Consider the following 15,682-nt stretch of genomic DNA (forward strand, 5'->3'; position numbering starts at 1 on the left):
ATGTTAACACCAGAAAGACAGCAGAAAATACTTGAATTAGTTCAAAAACAAGATGTAGTGAAGCTTCAGGACTTTGTGGATGCAACAGGCGCATCGGAATCAACCATACGTAGAGATCTAAGTCAGCTTGAAGAAGCGAACAAATTGAAAAGGGTGCATGGGGGAGCTGCAAAAGTTTATCAAAAGACGGAGGAGCGAAGCATACTTGAAAAGGCTTCCATAAACCTTCATGAAAAAAAACAGATAGCCAAAAAGGCTGCAGAGCTTGTGAAAGATGGAGATTGCATTTTCCTTGACGCCGGAACAACTACTTTTCAAATGATTCCATACCTTGAAAACAAGCAGGTTACCGTTGTCACCAATGGTTTTGCACATATTCAATCATTGATGGAAAGAGGAGTCACCACTTATATCGTGGGTGGATTCATGAAGAATAAGACGGGGGCCATCATCGGGAGTAAAGCTAACCAGTCTTTACTTGACTATAATTTCGATAAAGCATTTATTGGAGCTAACGGTGTCCATTTAAAAAGTGGTTATACGACTCCAGACCCAGAGGAAGCAAGTGTGAAAAGTCTGGCAATCAAGCTTGCCAACGAAGCTTTTATACTTGCCGACTCCTCCAAAATCAAAGAAGTGACTTTTGCAAAAATTGCACCGCTTCATTCGGCTGCACTTTTAATAGATCATTTGGATGAGTCGATTGCAGCTGCATATAGAGAAAGTACAATCGTGATAGAGGTGATGTCATGATTTATACAATTACATTGAATCCTTCCATAGATTATGTGATGGAAGTGGAGTCGTTTCAAGAAGGGACCGTAAACCGGGCAAGCGAAACAAGATATTACCCTGGAGGTAAAGGGATCAATGTTTCGAGGGTATTGAAAAGACTTGGGGCAGATACAATAGCACTCGGCTATGCGGCAGGCTTTACCGGGAATTTTATTAAAGAAAAGCTGATAGAGGAACAAGTGGCGGTCAGGCTTCTGGAAGTTGATGGGCATTCCCGTATAAATGTGAAGCTAAAGGCGGTTAAGGAAACGGAGATCAACGGGACCGGCCCGTTGGTAGATGATGATGCGGTAAAGAGATTGCTTCAGCAGCTAAACCATCTTACCAGTGAGGATATTGTTGTGCTGGCAGGAAGCGTGCCTGGCACAGTGCCCTCCAACATTTATGAAACTCTAATTCTGAAGTGTCAGGAGCACGATGCTAAAGTGGTGCTTGATACTGGAGGATCAACGTTAAAAGCGTTACTGTCTTATAAACCTTTTTTCATTAAACCGAACCACCATGAACTTGGTGATTTGTTTAGTATCAATATCCAATCGATAGATGATGTCATCCATTACGCAGGAAAAATTCATGAACAAGGAGTACAGAATGTTGTCGTATCCATGGCAGGAGAAGGGGCCATTCTGTACACAGAATCTGGAGTTTATTTTGCAAAAGCACCTAAAGGAGAAGTAAGGAACTCTGTTGGTGCAGGGGATTCCTTGGTCGCAGGTTTCCTGGCGGGATTTGTAAATTCAAACAATATTGAAGAGGCTTTGCGATATGGAATCGCATCGGGCAGTGCAACAGCATTTTCTTATGACCTTTGTCAAAAGGTTGATGTAAATCACTTATTGGAGCAAGTACACTTAGAAAAACTTTGAAGGGGAGAGAGTTATGAAGATTACAGATCTCTTGACGAAAGACACGGTTACGTTGCAATTGAGATCAGGCACAAAACCTGAGGTTATTAGGGAATTGATTGAATCACTTGATCGTGCCGGCAAGCTAGCAGACAAAAAGAAGTATGAAGAAGCCATCCTTGCAAGGGAAGCCCAGAGTACGACTGGAATTGGAGAGGGGATAGCAATTCCGCATGCGAAAACGAATGCGGTGAAGACACCTGCCATTGCCTTCGGTGTTGCAAAGGATGGAGTGGATTACGAGTCATTGGACGGTCAGCCGAGTCAGCTGTTTTTCATGATCGCGGCTAGTGAAGGAGCCAACAATGAACACTTAGAAACCTTATCTCGTTTGTCTTCGATGCTGATGGACATGGAATTCCGTACTGCCTTGTTAAATGCATCTACAAAAGAAGAGATTATCAGTCTCATAGATAAGAAGGAAAAGGAATTATATGAAGAGGAAAATAAGGAAGTACCTTCTTCCGATCATGCAGGCTTGATTCTCGCTGTCACTGCCTGCCCTACTGGAATCGCACACACCTATATGGCTGCAGATGCGCTCAAGCAAAAAGCAAAAGATTTAGGTTTCACTTTAAAAGTGGAAACGAATGGTTCGAGTGGTGTGAAAAATGAACTCACTCAAGAAGACATAGAAAAAGCATCCGGGATCATCGTCGCTGCCGATAAGCAAGTGGAGATGGAACGTTTTCATGGCAAAAAGATCATTCAGGTTCCTGTTGCTCAAGCGATCCGTAAACCAGAAGAACTTTTGACTAAAGCAAGCCGAGGAGAAGGTGAAACCTTTACAGGAACTGGCGCTTCAAACTCGGAAGGAAAAAAAGGTCGTTCCGGGTTCTATAAACATCTGATGAGCGGTGTTTCCAATATGCTACCGTTTGTTGTAGGTGGTGGTATCCTGATTGCGATTTCCTTCATGTTTGGAATCAATGCATCAGACCCAAATGATCCTAGCTATCATTGGTTTGCGGAAGCTCTTATGACTATTGGAGGCGGAAATGCCTTTTACTTAATGATTCCTGTGCTTGCTGGATTCATTGCCATGAGTATTGCGGACCGTCCTGGATTTGCTGCAGGAATGGTTGGTGGATTGATTGCATATACGGGTGAAGCTGGTTTCTTGGGTGGTCTCATTGCCGGTTTCCTTGCAGGATATCTCGTTCTAGGTTTAAAGAAAGTTTTCAGTGGGTTGCCAGCATCTCTTGAAGGGATTAAACCTGTCCTGCTGTATCCGCTATTTGGTATCTTTTTAACAGGAATGATCATGATCCAATTGGTAATTCCCCTAAAAGCGTTTAATCAAGGATTGACGTCTTGGCTGGGTGGCTTTGGCGCAGGGAATTTGGTTATATTAGGAGTCATATTAGGTGCTATGATGGCCATAGATATGGGTGGTCCTATCAACAAAGCAGCATTCACATTCGGTATTGCGATGATTGATGCAGGAAACTATGCACCGCATGCAGCGATCATGGCAGCAGGTATGGTGCCTCCACTTGGATTGGCACTTGCTACAACCATCTTTAAGAGTAAATTCAACAAGCAAGAGCGGGAAGCAGGAAAAACATGTTATATCATGGGAGCTTCCTTTATCACAGAGGGTGCCATCCCGTTTGCGGCAGCGGATCCGTTACGCGTCATCCCTTCTGCAGTCGTAGGTTCAGCAGTTGCCGGTGCGCTTGCCATGTTATTTGGAATAGGGCTCCCTGCGCCTCATGGTGGAATCTTTGTTATTCCGATTGTGACCGGAGGTATCTTCATGTATGTGTTGGCAATCATGATCGGAGCTGCTGTGACAGCGGTAATGGTCGGATTGCTGAAAAAAAGAGTTGCGATGTAAAATGGATGAAAAAGTGATGGGGTATCTCATCACTTTTTCTAATTAAAGTTTCAAACACATCCAACGTTAGAGACTTTGTACCCATTGTATATAATAGGAACTACCATGTAAGAAAGAAGGGAACAGCATGCTTAAAGACGCAATCGTTATCGGAACTGGTTTTGGTGGAATTACTGCGGCAGCCCTCCTTGCAAAAGCAGGTTACGATGTTTTGACACTTGAAGCTGCAAGTGAGCTTGGTGGGTGTGCGGGCAAATTTGACCGTGAAGGATACCGGTTCAGTGCAGGCGCGACAGTTGGCATGGGTTTTGAAGAGGGTGGAATGTTAAAAAGACTCTTTGGAGAGCTAGAAATACCGATTCCGCTAATGAGAAAGCTTGATGAAATAATGAATGTGTATCTTCCTGACCGTACGGTTACTTATTTCTCGGAAAAAGAGAAATGGTTTAAAGAAGTCAGGGATAAATTTGAGTGCGATCAAGACCGTATTCATGCATTTTTTGAAGAAGTATTTAAGGTAGCCGACATATTGCGGAAATTTGTAGAGAAACGAGCTATCTTTCCACCAGTTACTATTTCAGAATCCTTTGCGTTATTAAGAAGTTTGGATTTAAAACTTCTAGGATTGGCTCCATATTTAACTCAATCCGTACAAGACCGGCTATCTAAACATGGTTTGACGAAAAATAAACCGTTTATGACGTTTATCAATGGTCAGCTCATGGATAGTGTTCAGACGACGGCAGCATTTAGTCCTTCTTTGTTAGGTTATATGGCATTAAGTATTTTTCATAAGGGCGCTTTTTACGTAGAGGGTGGACTCGCATCCATCATTCATGCATTGGCGGAAAACTATAGAGCCTCAGGAGGGGAACTACGCCTGCGTCATAAAGTTGTCAGTATAGCCAAACAGGGGGAAGTCTGGACAGTTATGACGAAACGTGGGCAAGTATTCAGAACTAGACAGGTTATTTTGAATGCTCCAATTCATAATATATTTTCTTTGCTGGAGCCTGAGTTGCATAAAAGCCTTCCTATTAAAGAACACAAAGAAAGTAGGAGGGAAGCTTGGGGTGCCTTTACTCTCTATATTGGAGCAGAGCCTTCGTTTATGATGCCAGAAACGAGTTCCATCCCATTTCACCAGTTCATCTCCTCCTATGAATCCCCTTTAGCAGAAGGTAATCAATTCTTATTTTCCATGTCACAAGAGGGGGATACGAAGTTCGCACCAAAGGGAAAAACGTCCATTACTATTTCCACTCACATCAATGTCAACAAGTGGTGGGAGAAGGAATCGTATGAAAGTAGAAAAGAAGAATACATGGAGAGAATCATTGATTCTATTGATAAGAGATTTTCGAATTTTTCTTCCAATATTGATGTGAAAATGGCGGGAACTCCAGTGACTTTTAAGCGTTATACCCAACGCGCTCACGGAAAGGTAGGCGGTTATATTCCTTCGGATAAATATAGTTTATTTAGTAATTACTCTCCGAACTCACGCGTGGATGGGCTATGGTTTTGTGGAGATACCGTTTTTCCAGGAGCAGGTTCATTAGGGAGCAGCTTGAGTGGATGGATGGTGGCAGATGCGATAAAAGGGAAATACTCAAGGAGGGGCATATGAGTCTATCAATCGTTAACTGGCAAAGCCGCTACTGGTAATAAAACAACCGACTTCTCGTGTGAGAGGTCGGTTGTTTAGGCTTGGCTTGTATAATGGTGGTGTATGACTCCCTGCGGCTTCAATATTGATCAAACATTGTCCTCATAGGCGAGCAATGACGCCCGGAGGAGGAGAAAATAAGGAAACATTGTCCTCATACGAGAGCAATGACTCCCACTAGAAGTGAAAACCACCAAACATTGTCCTCATAGACAAGAATTTCCCTATTAGTTATAGAAACAATCCCATCAAAGTCCCACCAATGGCACCTGTTAATACAATCACCCAGGGTGGAAGCTTCCAATAGACAAGCATACTGAACAAAATAGCTGCAAAAGCAAAATCAATTGGTGCTAAGATCGAACTTGTCCAAATTGGGAAGTAGAAAGCGGAAATCAAAATTCCAACAACAGCAGCATTAACTCCCATTAATGCTGCTTTCACTTTGGAATTACGTCTCAAAGAATCCCAAAATGGTAGTGTACCAAGAATTAATAGAAACGCTGGAAGGAAGATAGCGAATGTTGCTAACAGTCCGCCCTTCCAGCCGTCAATGACAGCACCGATATAAGCGGCGAATGTAAATAATGGACCTGGGACTGCTTGGGCAGCACCATAACCCGCTAGAAATGCTTCTTCACTAATCCAGCCCGTTGGTACAAATTCGCGCTCTAGTAAAGGAAGTACTACATGCCCTCCACCGAAAACTAAGGATCCTGAACGGTAGAAGCTGTCAAATAGTGCCACCCAGTTCAACGAAGTCGCTTCTCTTAAAATAGGCAACAAAATAATCAGCCCGAAAAATAATGTCAAACAGATTACCGCAAGGCGCTTGGAAATTGGAAACTCCATACGAGAGTCATCTGCTGTGATGGTTTGTTTAAACAAGATAAAGCCAATGATCGCCGCTACGAGAATTACTCCAACTTGGGAGAATGCGGTTTGCCACAATAATGTAATGACTAGTGCAAATAATGCGATTGCTTTTCTTTTTAAATCGGGGGTCAGATTGTTCGCCATCCCTAATATGGCATGAGCGACAACAGCTACCGCGACAATCTTCAATCCATGAATCCATCCGGCATTACCTACGTCAAACCCCTGTAAGATGATAGCAAAAATAATTAATGCTAAAACTGATGGTAACGTGAATCCTAAAAAGGAAACAATGCCCCCAAGAACTCCTGCTCGCATCACGCCTATACCTATTCCGACCTGGCTGCTCGCAGGTCCAGGCAAAAACTGGCATAAGGCTACAAGGTCGGCGTAACTTTTTTCATCCATCCATTTTCTACGTCGTACATATTCGGTATGAAAGTACCCGAGATGGGCTACTGGTCCACCGAAAGAAGTCAGCCCTAGTCTTGTTGATACAATTAAAATTTCAATTAATGACTTTAGTTTGTTAGTTGTCTTCATGTTGATCACCTTCTTTAATTTCTTTAAAGAGCTCATAAGCTTTGTTTCTTGCTTCCTTTAAAATGAGGTTTCCTTTTTCTGTGAGGGTGTAATTCTTACGTATTTTCCCTTCAACTTTAATATCTTCTCTATGCAATAGACCATCCTTTTCCATCGAATGCAAGATAGGATACAACGTTCCAGCGCTTATAGAGTATCCATGTTCCCGTAATTCTTCTAGCATCCAGGCGCCATACACCGGATGTTCTTTTGCATGATGGAGAATATGAATCTGAATAAAGCCGAGGAACAATTTTCTTAGTACTCTTTCTTCCAAATGACGTCCTCCTTAATTAAGATATGTAAGTTGTTTCATTTTAACGAAACTCGATATCGATTTTCGACATTACTATATCACACTTTTTATGATGCCCCAATTAGTAATGAAAAACTTTTCATAACATTTACAAACTCTTTGTCAAGTTGACGTTTTAAGCCTAATGGGCTAGAATGAAAGTAATAAAATTACGTTTATCCCAAAGGGGAGTAGCTTATTCAGCAAAGTCGTCATTACGGGACACGATGTCCTCGGCTTTGTTGGCAACAATACGTTGTTAGCGAGACCTTTGTCAGCTTCATTAGTCTGGCAAAGGTCTGTAGAATATTCAGAGACCTTTCGCCATTATGGTGAAAGGTCTTTTTCTTTTGGATAAAAAAATAAGGAGGTCGTATCGATGATTAAGAAATTTATTAAAGCATTAGTGTTGAAAAAGGGAGTGACCCTAGCAAAGAAAAAGGTCTTGCCGGTTGTAATGAAAGAAGTAAAAAAACGAATGAAGAAATAGGAGGAATTTATATGCGTAAAGTTATCATTACATTTACTTTGTTATCATCTATTCTATTAAGCGGTTGTTCTGTTTTGGAAGAAGTCAATAGTTCATTAGAATATGTCAATGAAGCAACGGAGCATATTAATACTTGGAAGGATTTTGGGGAGGAAGCACCTCAAATGATCCAAGAAGCAGCTGCAGATGCCAATGCTAAAGAAGAATTGGAAACAAAATTAAATGAAATGCTTGTGGAAATAGAAGAGTTTAATAACACGGACGCACCAGCTATAGCAGAAAGCGTTCATCAGCAGATTGTAGATAAAAATCAAGCAATAAAAGATGTTATTGAAAATGCTATGGTGGACGGGGAAGTGGTGCTAGAAAAGCTGCAAGATTCGCAGCTATACACATTAATAAATGAAGTGACGACTATGATGAACCTATTGGAGGAATTAGGTTCTTAATGTTTTAAGGAGAGTAGGGGATGCCAGATGAGGGGAACTGCAGAAACAGACACAACATATCAGCAGCTTGCAGAATCTGTTGTTTTTAAGAGAACTAATAAAAACGTTGTAGTAGAATCTTTCAATGACAAGCAATTAACTATAGCTGGATCTGGACGAAGTGCGTATGTTTTTAAGCTTCATAATACAAAAAGAGTGCTGAAAGTGTTCTATCCTCCCTTTGAACATCTAGCCAAGAGAGAAGCGAAGATATATAAAAAGTTAGAGGGCATTAACTATTTCCCTGTGATGCATGCCTCAGGACAAAACTATATTGTTATTGATTATATTGAAGGGTTCACCCTTTTTGAATGTTTAGTGATGGGAAAACGTATTGATGAAAAAGTGTTGAATGAAGTAGATCATGCGATTTTATTAGCAAAGAGCAGAGGGCTTAATCCTTCAGATATCCATCTTCATAATATACTGATTACCTTGGATGGAAATGTGAAACTCATTGATGTTGTGCGTTTCGAACAGGTTAAACAGTGTAATCAATGGGATGATTTGAAACGGGGTTATTATAAATTTTACAAAAAGAAGATATTCCCAAGAAAAATGCCTTCAAAACTCTTATTGTTAATTGCTTACTTTTATAAAAGAAACCTACTAAATAGATTTGTCACATAAGTAAGGGCCGTTCCTATAAAAAGGAAGGGCTCTATTTTTATTTAAACTGCGATAAAATGAAAAAGGATTCGTCTATACATATAGAGACTGCAAAAAACGGGGGAAAAGGATGTCCAATAAACAAGTCATTTCGGAGTGGTTTTATTTATATAGTGATGATATTTATCATTTTCTATTTTACCGATTAAATTCCAAGCATCATGATGTAGAGGATTTAGTACAGGAAGTGTTTATCCGTGCATTGAAAAGCCTGGATCGCTATAAAGGGGAAGCTTCACCCAAAACATGGCTTTATAGCATTGCAAGGAATATTGCTATTGATGCCCACAGAAAAAAGAAACGCGATAAATGGAAATGGCTGTTGCAGGTTGAAAGTGGAAGAGTTCCTGAGAGCACGGGAAAAGATACACCGGAGCAATTATTCTTTGTCTCAGAAGAACAAAAGAAATTATTAAACGCGATCCGGAGTTTAAAGGAATCTTATCAGGAAGTGCTCATCATGAGAAGTATTAAAGAGTTATCTGTACAAGAAACCGCAGCGGCCTTGGGCTGGAATGAAAATAAGGTTCGTTCCACGCTCCATCGCGCAAAATCAGCCCTGCAAAAAAAGTTGGGAGGGAATGTAGTTGAGTAAAGAATTGGATAAAAAGCTTCAAACATTGCCCAAGCCAAAACTAAGAGAAGAAACGAAGGATGTTTTACATCAAGTCATCATGGAATATAACGAAGGGGCGGTGCGGGTAGGATGGTGGCCAAAAGTAAGATCGGCCACTCTGTTGACGGTCAGTGTTCTTGCTATAGCATTATTCTCCTTTATCCTATTCACAGGTAACGAAGGGGAAGCTCCAAGATCCTCTGCGCCGGAGGAGAATTATTATGAGAATTATGTTTCTTACTTAGAATCTATCGAGGTGTATGACCAAATAGATGCTGACAAGGCATTTATTGGCAACAATAGTGCACTCGGCAAATATCACGGTCAAGTTTTGCCTGGTAAACACTATGCGAATGGAATGGAACTTCAAACAGACGAAGAACAGCCAATGGGAATCCACATGCACTATAAAGTGACAGAAGAGACGTCCGCTAAAGGTTTTGAGAAAGAAGTATTTCATGTTTCCAACCTTCCATGGACCATCACGTTTAATGCTACCGCATATTTTACATTTTTCACAAATGGAGACTATGTTACATTCGATATTGATTATTATGGAGAAAATAGAAAATATACAATAACTAGATCCCAAATGGAAGATTTATATGGACGCGACGTAAATGAGTTTGCAAAAGATCAAACTTTATGGAAACGAGAAGTTATGGAAAAGACACTCCAAGATGAAGAAAAGGTCCAAGATTTTATGGAGAAAATAAGGGTTTCCAATGCACTATCTGCTGATCCTGACAAAGAGGTGACATCATCCAAGGAATATGTAGAAGTGGATGGTAAAAAATATCTTGTCCCATCTGATATGCACACACCCCCTGTTAAGGGAGAAGAGAAAGAAGATATTTATTCTTTTAGCGATATGTTGTATGAGTTTTACGATAAAGGGTGGATGGAACAGGTACAGGTGGCAAGAAACTTTGATATGTGGGAAACCATTAAAGTCAGTGGTGAACTTCAGAGTATAGAATATGACATTACATCCAATCAATCGACCCTTAGCTTTGCTCCACAGCAATCGCATTTTATGGTTTTTGACGGTGATCTCACAACTGAATATCATCCAGGTGATACATTGTTATTTGAATTTCAATTTGTTCCACTAATTGATGAGAGCTATGAGTTTGTTCATTTGGATTATGATGCGGCACTTCTTTCTGGGGAAGAATTGGACATTAACGAATATTTAATAGGTGAATAATGTAAATATAGAAGGACAACTGTAAGGGCAGTTGTTCTTTTTAAAACGTTCCAGAAAAAGATTAGAAATAATGGGTCATTTTTCTTTTTATCCCAAAAACATCTATAAAAACCTAGAATAAAATAGTACAATAGTTGTGTAAACTAACCATACTATTGTAGGGGGTGTTGTAAATGGAAGGAAAGCCAAATCATTATGATGGCAGTGTTCAAGTTGATATAAAAGAAAAAGTAACCGGAGATTTGAATGAGTCATTTGTACTAACTGACGATATGAGAAAGAATATCGGTGGTAATCCCTATATCCTACATAATGAAGAATAAAAGCTTTTCCAAAAGATTTGACAGGGATTAATGTCAGGTCTTTTTTTTTCGTGTGAGCAATTTACTTGCAAAATAGCTTAAGATTCAATATTATTATCTCGAATTGATAATAATTTAATTCAAGATAGTTGGTAAGTTATGCCTTTTGGTAGCACACTAAAAAAAACTAATTCAAACAAGAGAGGAAAGATACAACATGGCTAAAGTTTTATACATCACTGCACATCCACATGATGACACACTATCCTACAGCATGGCAGTAGGAAAGGCTTTTATTGACACATACAAAGAGGCGAACCCATCAGATGAAATAGTTCATGTCGATCTTTACAAAGAACATATTCCGCATATTGATGCAGATGTTTTCAGCGGTTGGGGTAAATTGCAAACAGGCAAAGGATTTGAAGAGCTTTCTGAAGAAGAGAAGGGAAAAGTTAGCCGTCTGTCCGAGTTAACAGAACAGTTTATCGGAGCTGATAAGTATGTGTTTGTAACACCACTTTGGAACTTCTCTTTCCCACCTGTAATGAAAGCATATTTAGATTCAGTAGCTGTTGCAGGTAAAACGTTCAAGTACACAGCTGAAGGTCCAGTTGGATTATTGACTGACAAGAAAGCAATCCATATCCAGGCTCGCGGAGGCATTTATTCAGAAGGTCCAGCGGCCGGCATGGAAATGGGACATCGCTACTTAACTGTGCTTATGCAATTCTTCGGGGTGCCATCTTTTGAAGGGTTGTTTGTAGAAGGTCATGCAGCAATGCCTGATAAAGCAGATGAAATTAAAGCGGACGCGATTGCGCGTGCGAAAGATAAAGCACATACATTTTAATAATATTGTTTAAGCAACTGATTAACCGGGTGGCTGGTAAGCTACCCGGTGTTATTTCAAATTTTCCCATCCACAAAAGTTCTCCAAACCTAAACCAACGTTCCTTTCCTTCAATCAATGCAAATGCTATAATGTATCGAAAAGAATCTATACATAACATGGAGGCAATATGCTAACTTTTGAACAAAAGCTTGAAATTATAGAATCATTCCCGCAACTCACAAGAAAAGACGTATCTCTTAAACGGGTAAACTTCCAATATGAAGAAAGTCAAAGCGATAAGAAAAATGTAGTCTATCACTTGCATCCAAATGGCAATGGGTTTGTTTATGCCAAAGGGGTCAAAGGCTATAAGACTGACGATAAAGGCATGGTAAATATTCGTGAGTTTGGTGAAGAAGAACTGCGTGAACTGATCAATAAGTCCATTGAGTTACTAGGACGAGATTATGAAGTGGAGACAGACCTTGAAACAGAAGCATTTGAGGAAGAACGTTGGGCAAATGATGAAGGACACTCTTTACATGTGGTTCAAGAAGACGATATGTGGAATGTGTATGCTGGCAAAAATTTAGATGGAACATTTCCTTCCTATAATGAAGCAAAGCAGTACTTGATGGAAGAAGGATTCCGTAAGCGATATTATTAAACAATTAAGGCTCCCCATTACAAAGGGGAGCCTTAACATTTATCCTGTAAGCAGGTCCTCGTTTGGATATCGTACCTTTGACAGTTTTGGTTTTGCTAAGGAATAGGCCAATGTCAAAGGTCCCAGTTTTCCAAGCAACATGATGAAAACAATAACGCATTTTCCGATGTCTGTTAAATTTCCGGTAATCCCCATGGATAATCCAACCGTACCAAATGCGGAAATCACTTCAAATAATAATAAAAGAAAGTCTGCTTGTTCGGTTATCGTCAAGATGAACAAAGAGAAGAAAATAAATAAAATACTAATGGTTGAAATCGCAAGAGCTTTTACTACATAGTTTTGGTGTATAGAACGATTGAAAATGACTATTTCACGTTTGCCCTTTATGAAAGTGTTCACAGCTAATATGATGATAATAAATGTTGTTAATTTAATTCCCCCACCTGTTGAAGTACTTCCTGCTCCTATAAACATAAGCAGAAGCGTCCACATAATGGAGGAGGTTTCCATGGCCCCGATATCAATCGTGTTAAAGCCGGCGGTTCGAGTGGTAACCGCTTGGAAATAGGCGGCCCATATTTTTTCGATGAAAGTAAAGTTTCCTAGAGTGCTAGGGTTAAAGTATTCCAAAACAAAAAATACAAACATGGCAAGTATATTGATCCCCAATGTTCCGAATAGCATAATCTTTGTATGAAGGGTAAGTCTGCGAAATTCTTTTGTGTACCACAGATCTGTCAACACTGTAAACCCTATCCCCCCGATGATGAAAAGAAAAGAAATCACAATGTTTACAACAGGATCACCTACATATTGCATCAAGCTATCTGACCAAATGGAAAAACCGGCATTGTTGAAGGCGGAAATGGCGTGAAAGACACTAAAGTAAAAACCGTCCCACCATCCATATTCAGGAATCCATCGATAGGACAGCAGTAATACGGCAATTCCTTCAATTAGGAAAGAGAATATAATAATTCTTCTGACCAGTAAGATGATTCCCCCGACGGATGTTTGGTTGAGTGCCTGTTGTAATATCAACCTTTCCTGAAAGCCAATTTTTTTGCCTAACATAATAAAAATCAATACTGCGAATGTCATGATACCAATTCCGCCTACTTGTATAAGAAACAAGATGACAATTTGGCCAAACAAAGTATATGCTGTTCCAGTATCCACTACAGCAAGCCCTGTCACTGTCATTGCAGAGGTAGCAGTAAATAGGGCATCAACCAGTGTGATGGATTCAGTAGTGGAAACCGGCAATTTCAATAATAACGTCCCTAATAATCCGAAAAAAATGAATACAACAATTAAAAGCTGCGGCGGACTTAGTTTAATAAAAGGACGGCGCCACATGGTTAGATACCCACATCTTCAAATCGATGAATGTCTTCGTTACGACCGAGAATTATCAGTAAATCCCCCTCACGAATAACTTCATCTGCTGCAGGGGAGATAATAATATCACCGTCTCTTTGTATCCCAATAAGTGTACAACCGAATTTTGCGCGTAGATCCAAATCGGTCAAGCTTTTATTACTTACTTTTTTTGATGCAAAAAGCTCGGCAATACTATGGTTGTTGGATAATTCGATATAGTCGAAGATTTTATCTGAAACGACATGGTGGGCAACTCTTTTGGCCATATCTCGCTCTGGCTGGATGATTCTGTCCACGCCGATTTTCTCCAATACTTTTTGGTGGTATTTATTAGTAGCTTTTACCCACACTTGTTTTATTCCCATTTCCTTTAGAAGCAGGCTTGTAAGAATACTTGATTCAATGTCATCCCCCATAGATACAATTGCATGATCGAAATTGCGGATTCCCAAGGAGTTAAGTGTAGCTTCGTCTGTTGCGTTGGCCTGAACAGCATGTGTGGCATATTCACTTATTTTGTTAATGTTGTCTTCGTCTTTGTCGATGGCGAGTACTTCTACACCCAGTGTGGAGAACTCTTCTACGATGCTGCCTCCGAAACGGCCCAATCCAATGACAACAAATTGCTTCTTCATGTTTATTCCTTCTCTCTTGAAAAATAGGTGAGGGTTTTGAAAAAAATCAGAAAGAGACCATCTTTGCAACTCAAAGAATGGTCTCTTTTATAACGATCAGACCCTTCTCTCAATACGCTTACGAGGTTAGCTGTCGGGTTAGAGGATGAGAGTCCTCTTCGTATAAGTACGATTCACCCCAAGATATGCCGAAATTATCAGGATATCAATATGGTTCCCCCGCTCTGTAAAGATTAAGCAATAGGTTAAAATGTATAGAATGATGATACTTAATTTACTCCCCTTTTTTCACTTCGTCAATAGATAATTTGTAAAAAACATGTAAAGCGTTTTCAACTTAATCTATGGAAGAAAAATATCCTTATCAAAAAATAATTAACACGGAGAGTGTAAGATAGTACTTTATTAAGATAAAATTGCTATAATTAGTTAAGAGACTTTAGGATCTGGCAGGGGGGGAGCATTCATACACACTCAAAAAATTTGGAGGATATTAACCTTCATACTGGTAGTATGTTCATTAGTTTGGGTTGTTCAAACAGAGTGGTTTTCCATTTTTAAAAGTGGCGATATTGAACAAATTCAAATGATGTTAGAAGAGGAAATATATTTCTTGTTATTACTGACCTTCTCCTTAATGCTAATCCAAAACTTGTTCACACTCATACCGATTGTAGGGATAATAGTTATTAATATTGCCTTGTTTGGACTGGTATGCGGATATATATGGAGTCTAGCTACAAGCTTGATTGGCGCACTTGTCGCTTTCGTCGTATTTCGGTATTGGTTCCAATCGCTCCTTATCAACAAGGTGAAAAAATCATATCTAGAAAAGTTGGAACAGAATGGTGTTTTTTTCGTTTTATTATTGCGATTGATCCCATTTGTTCCATCTAGCTTAATAAATATAACGGGTGGGGTGAGTTCCATCAGGTTAATGCCCTTTCTGACAGCTACCTTTATCGGAAATGCACTTTATTTATTATTACTAAGTTTTGTAGCTAACGGGTTATTATCAGCAGACATTGAGGGCTATATGCTCGTTGCATTATTGATTGCAATATTGCCGAGTATTTATCTGTACCGATATCTTAAACAGAAAAGCGGTTTAGCAGAAAATGAGAAAAGAAAAGTAAGAGGCGGCTAAAAAAAGACCGGGCAATTTCGCCCGGTCTTTTTGTCTAAGGATAAGAAAGTATAAAATACTGTTGATTTCCGTTCCAGGCGCTTCGCTTGCCTGCGGGCGGTCCGTGAGCCTCCTCACTCCGTTGCGGGGTCTCACCTGTCCCTTCCTCCCGCGGGCGTCTGCGCGCCTTCCACTCCAATCAACAAGGTGACTTCATTCACTAAAGGGTTTGTGTAATGGCATCTACCCGGTTTAACTGATAAAGAATTAACGTTAGTTTTCGTGATTTTCAGCTG

General features: G+C 40.0%; 16 protein-coding genes and 1 riboswitch. Of the genes, 12 read left to right on the forward strand and 4 right to left on the reverse strand.

Annotation, left to right across the window (positions count from 1 at the left end):
- The 4 genes from B4U37_RS05870 (at nucleotide 1) to B4U37_RS05885 (ending at nucleotide 5,170) form a co-directional block, all read left to right on the forward strand.
- Nucleotides 1–753 (forward strand): DeoR/GlpR family DNA-binding transcription regulator, encoded by a 753-nt coding sequence (locus tag B4U37_RS05870; RefSeq protein WP_088017476.1) that lies wholly within the window; start codon nucleotides 1–3, stop codon nucleotides 751–753.
- Nucleotides 750–1,661, forward strand: coding sequence for a 1-phosphofructokinase (gene pfkB / locus B4U37_RS05875; RefSeq protein ID WP_010198647.1), 912 nt, complete (start codon nucleotides 750–752; stop codon nucleotides 1,659–1,661). Before B4U37_RS05870 ends, pfkB begins: the two co-directional genes overlap by 4 nt.
- A gap of 13 nt (nucleotides 1,662–1,674) precedes the next feature.
- Nucleotides 1,675–3,540 (forward strand): PTS fructose transporter subunit IIABC, encoded by a 1,866-nt coding sequence (locus B4U37_RS05880; RefSeq protein WP_010198644.1) that lies wholly within the window; start codon nucleotides 1,675–1,677, stop codon nucleotides 3,538–3,540.
- Between the two features lie 127 nt (nucleotides 3,541–3,667).
- Nucleotides 3,668–5,170, forward strand: coding sequence for a phytoene desaturase family protein (locus tag B4U37_RS05885; protein ID WP_088017477.1), 1,503 nt, complete (start codon nucleotides 3,668–3,670; stop codon nucleotides 5,168–5,170).
- A 270-nt stretch (nucleotides 5,171–5,440) separates the two neighbouring features.
- On the opposite strand, the gene B4U37_RS05890 is transcribed toward B4U37_RS05885, so the two are convergent.
- The gene (locus tag B4U37_RS05890) at nucleotides 5,441–6,628 is read right to left on the reverse strand and encodes a chromate transporter (protein ID WP_088017478.1); all 1,188 of its coding nucleotides are present in this window, start codon (nucleotides 6,626–6,628) and stop codon (nucleotides 5,441–5,443) included.
- The gene (locus tag B4U37_RS05895; RefSeq protein ID WP_088017479.1) at nucleotides 6,615–6,944 is read right to left on the reverse strand and encodes a PadR family transcriptional regulator; all 330 of its coding nucleotides are present in this window, start codon (nucleotides 6,942–6,944) and stop codon (nucleotides 6,615–6,617) included. The genes B4U37_RS05890 and B4U37_RS05895 overlap by 14 nt, the downstream gene beginning before the upstream one ends.
- Before the next feature lie 519 nt (nucleotides 6,945–7,463).
- Here B4U37_RS05895 and B4U37_RS05900 point away from each other — a divergent pair.
- From B4U37_RS05900 to B4U37_RS05925, 7 genes are all read left to right on the forward strand, one after another.
- A complete protein-coding gene (locus B4U37_RS05900) occupies nucleotides 7,464–7,901 on the forward strand; it encodes a DUF6376 family protein (protein ID WP_088017480.1) in 438 nt (145 codons plus the stop codon).
- A 27-nt stretch (nucleotides 7,902–7,928) separates the two neighbouring features.
- On the forward strand, nucleotides 7,929–8,570 hold the full coding sequence (locus tag B4U37_RS05905; RefSeq protein WP_088017481.1) for a serine/threonine protein kinase: 642 nt from the start codon (nucleotides 7,929–7,931) through the stop codon (nucleotides 8,568–8,570).
- 109 nt (nucleotides 8,571–8,679) lie between these two features.
- Complete coding sequence (locus tag B4U37_RS05910; RefSeq protein WP_088017482.1) at nucleotides 8,680–9,204, forward strand: RNA polymerase sigma factor; 525 nt, start codon at nucleotides 8,680–8,682, stop codon at nucleotides 9,202–9,204.
- A complete protein-coding gene (locus tag B4U37_RS05915) occupies nucleotides 9,197–10,435 on the forward strand; it encodes a DUF4825 domain-containing protein (protein WP_088017483.1) in 1,239 nt (412 codons plus the stop codon). Before B4U37_RS05910 ends, B4U37_RS05915 begins: the two co-directional genes overlap by 8 nt.
- Nucleotides 10,436–10,608: 173 nt before the next feature.
- Nucleotides 10,609–10,758, forward strand: a complete 150-nt coding sequence (locus B4U37_RS22185; protein WP_198317087.1) for a hypothetical protein — start codon at nucleotides 10,609–10,611, stop codon at nucleotides 10,756–10,758.
- Between the two features lie 196 nt (nucleotides 10,759–10,954).
- Nucleotides 10,955–11,590: an FMN-dependent NADH-azoreductase gene (locus tag B4U37_RS05920; RefSeq protein ID WP_010198619.1), complete on the forward strand. Its 636-nt coding sequence runs from the start codon at nucleotides 10,955–10,957 to the stop codon at nucleotides 11,588–11,590.
- Between the two features lie 169 nt (nucleotides 11,591–11,759).
- Nucleotides 11,760–12,239, forward strand: coding sequence for a hypothetical protein (locus tag B4U37_RS05925; RefSeq protein ID WP_088017484.1), 480 nt, complete (start codon nucleotides 11,760–11,762; stop codon nucleotides 12,237–12,239).
- Between the two features lie 39 nt (nucleotides 12,240–12,278).
- Here the strand turns inward: B4U37_RS05925 and B4U37_RS05930 are convergent, their stop codons facing one another.
- Nucleotides 12,279–13,601, reverse strand: a complete 1,323-nt coding sequence (locus tag B4U37_RS05930; protein ID WP_010198617.1) for a TrkH family potassium uptake protein — start codon at nucleotides 13,599–13,601, stop codon at nucleotides 12,279–12,281.
- 2 nt (nucleotides 13,602–13,603) lie between these two features.
- On the reverse strand, nucleotides 13,604–14,260 hold the full coding sequence (locus B4U37_RS05935; RefSeq protein WP_010198616.1) for a potassium channel family protein: 657 nt from the start codon (nucleotides 14,258–14,260) through the stop codon (nucleotides 13,604–13,606).
- Nucleotides 14,261–14,361: 101 nt separating this feature from the next.
- Nucleotides 14,362–14,510: riboswitch (cyclic di-AMP (ydaO/yuaA leader) on the reverse strand.
- Nucleotides 14,511–14,846: 336 nt separating this feature from the next.
- Between B4U37_RS05935 and B4U37_RS05940 the strand changes: the two genes are divergently transcribed.
- Nucleotides 14,847–15,407 (forward strand): TVP38/TMEM64 family protein, encoded by a 561-nt coding sequence (locus B4U37_RS05940; RefSeq protein WP_010198615.1) that lies wholly within the window; start codon nucleotides 14,847–14,849, stop codon nucleotides 15,405–15,407.
- Nucleotides 15,408–15,682 lie beyond the last annotated feature (275 nt).

It is taken from the genome of Sutcliffiella horikoshii (genome assembly GCF_002157855.1).
Lineage (GTDB): Bacteria > Bacillota > Bacilli > Bacillales > Bacillaceae_I > Sutcliffiella_A > Sutcliffiella_A horikoshii_C.

Excerpts from the sequence above, each read along its gene's own strand:
- B4U37_RS05870 (WP_088017476.1), top strand. The coding sequence starts at position 1 with ATGTTAACACCAGAAAGACAGCAGAAAATACTTGAATTAGTTCAAAAA.
- pfkB (WP_010198647.1), top strand. The coding sequence starts at position 750 with ATGATTTATACAATTACATTGAATCCTTCCATAGATTATGTGATGGAA.
- B4U37_RS05880 (WP_010198644.1), top strand. The coding sequence starts at position 1,675 with ATGAAGATTACAGATCTCTTGACGAAAGACACGGTTACGTTGCAATTG.
- B4U37_RS05885 (WP_088017477.1), top strand. The coding sequence starts at position 3,668 with ATGCTTAAAGACGCAATCGTTATCGGAACTGGTTTTGGTGGAATTACT.
- B4U37_RS05890 (WP_088017478.1), bottom strand. The coding sequence starts at position 6,628 with ATGAAGACAACTAACAAACTAAAGTCATTAATTGAAATTTTAATTGTA.
- B4U37_RS05900 (WP_088017480.1), top strand. The coding sequence starts at position 7,464 with ATGCGTAAAGTTATCATTACATTTACTTTGTTATCATCTATTCTATTA.
- B4U37_RS05905 (WP_088017481.1), top strand. The coding sequence starts at position 7,929 with ATGAGGGGAACTGCAGAAACAGACACAACATATCAGCAGCTTGCAGAA.
- B4U37_RS05910 (WP_088017482.1), top strand. The coding sequence starts at position 8,680 with ATGTCCAATAAACAAGTCATTTCGGAGTGGTTTTATTTATATAGTGAT.
- B4U37_RS22185 (WP_198317087.1), top strand. The coding sequence starts at position 10,609 with ATGGAAGGAAAGCCAAATCATTATGATGGCAGTGTTCAAGTTGATATA.
- B4U37_RS05920 (WP_010198619.1), top strand. The coding sequence starts at position 10,955 with ATGGCTAAAGTTTTATACATCACTGCACATCCACATGATGACACACTA.
- B4U37_RS05925 (WP_088017484.1), top strand. The coding sequence starts at position 11,760 with ATGCTAACTTTTGAACAAAAGCTTGAAATTATAGAATCATTCCCGCAA.
- B4U37_RS05930 (WP_010198617.1), bottom strand. The coding sequence starts at position 13,601 with ATGTGGCGCCGTCCTTTTATTAAACTAAGTCCGCCGCAGCTTTTAATT.
- B4U37_RS05935 (WP_010198616.1), bottom strand. The coding sequence starts at position 14,260 with ATGAAGAAGCAATTTGTTGTCATTGGATTGGGCCGTTTCGGAGGCAGC.
- B4U37_RS05940 (WP_010198615.1), top strand. The coding sequence starts at position 14,847 with ATGATGTTAGAAGAGGAAATATATTTCTTGTTATTACTGACCTTCTCC.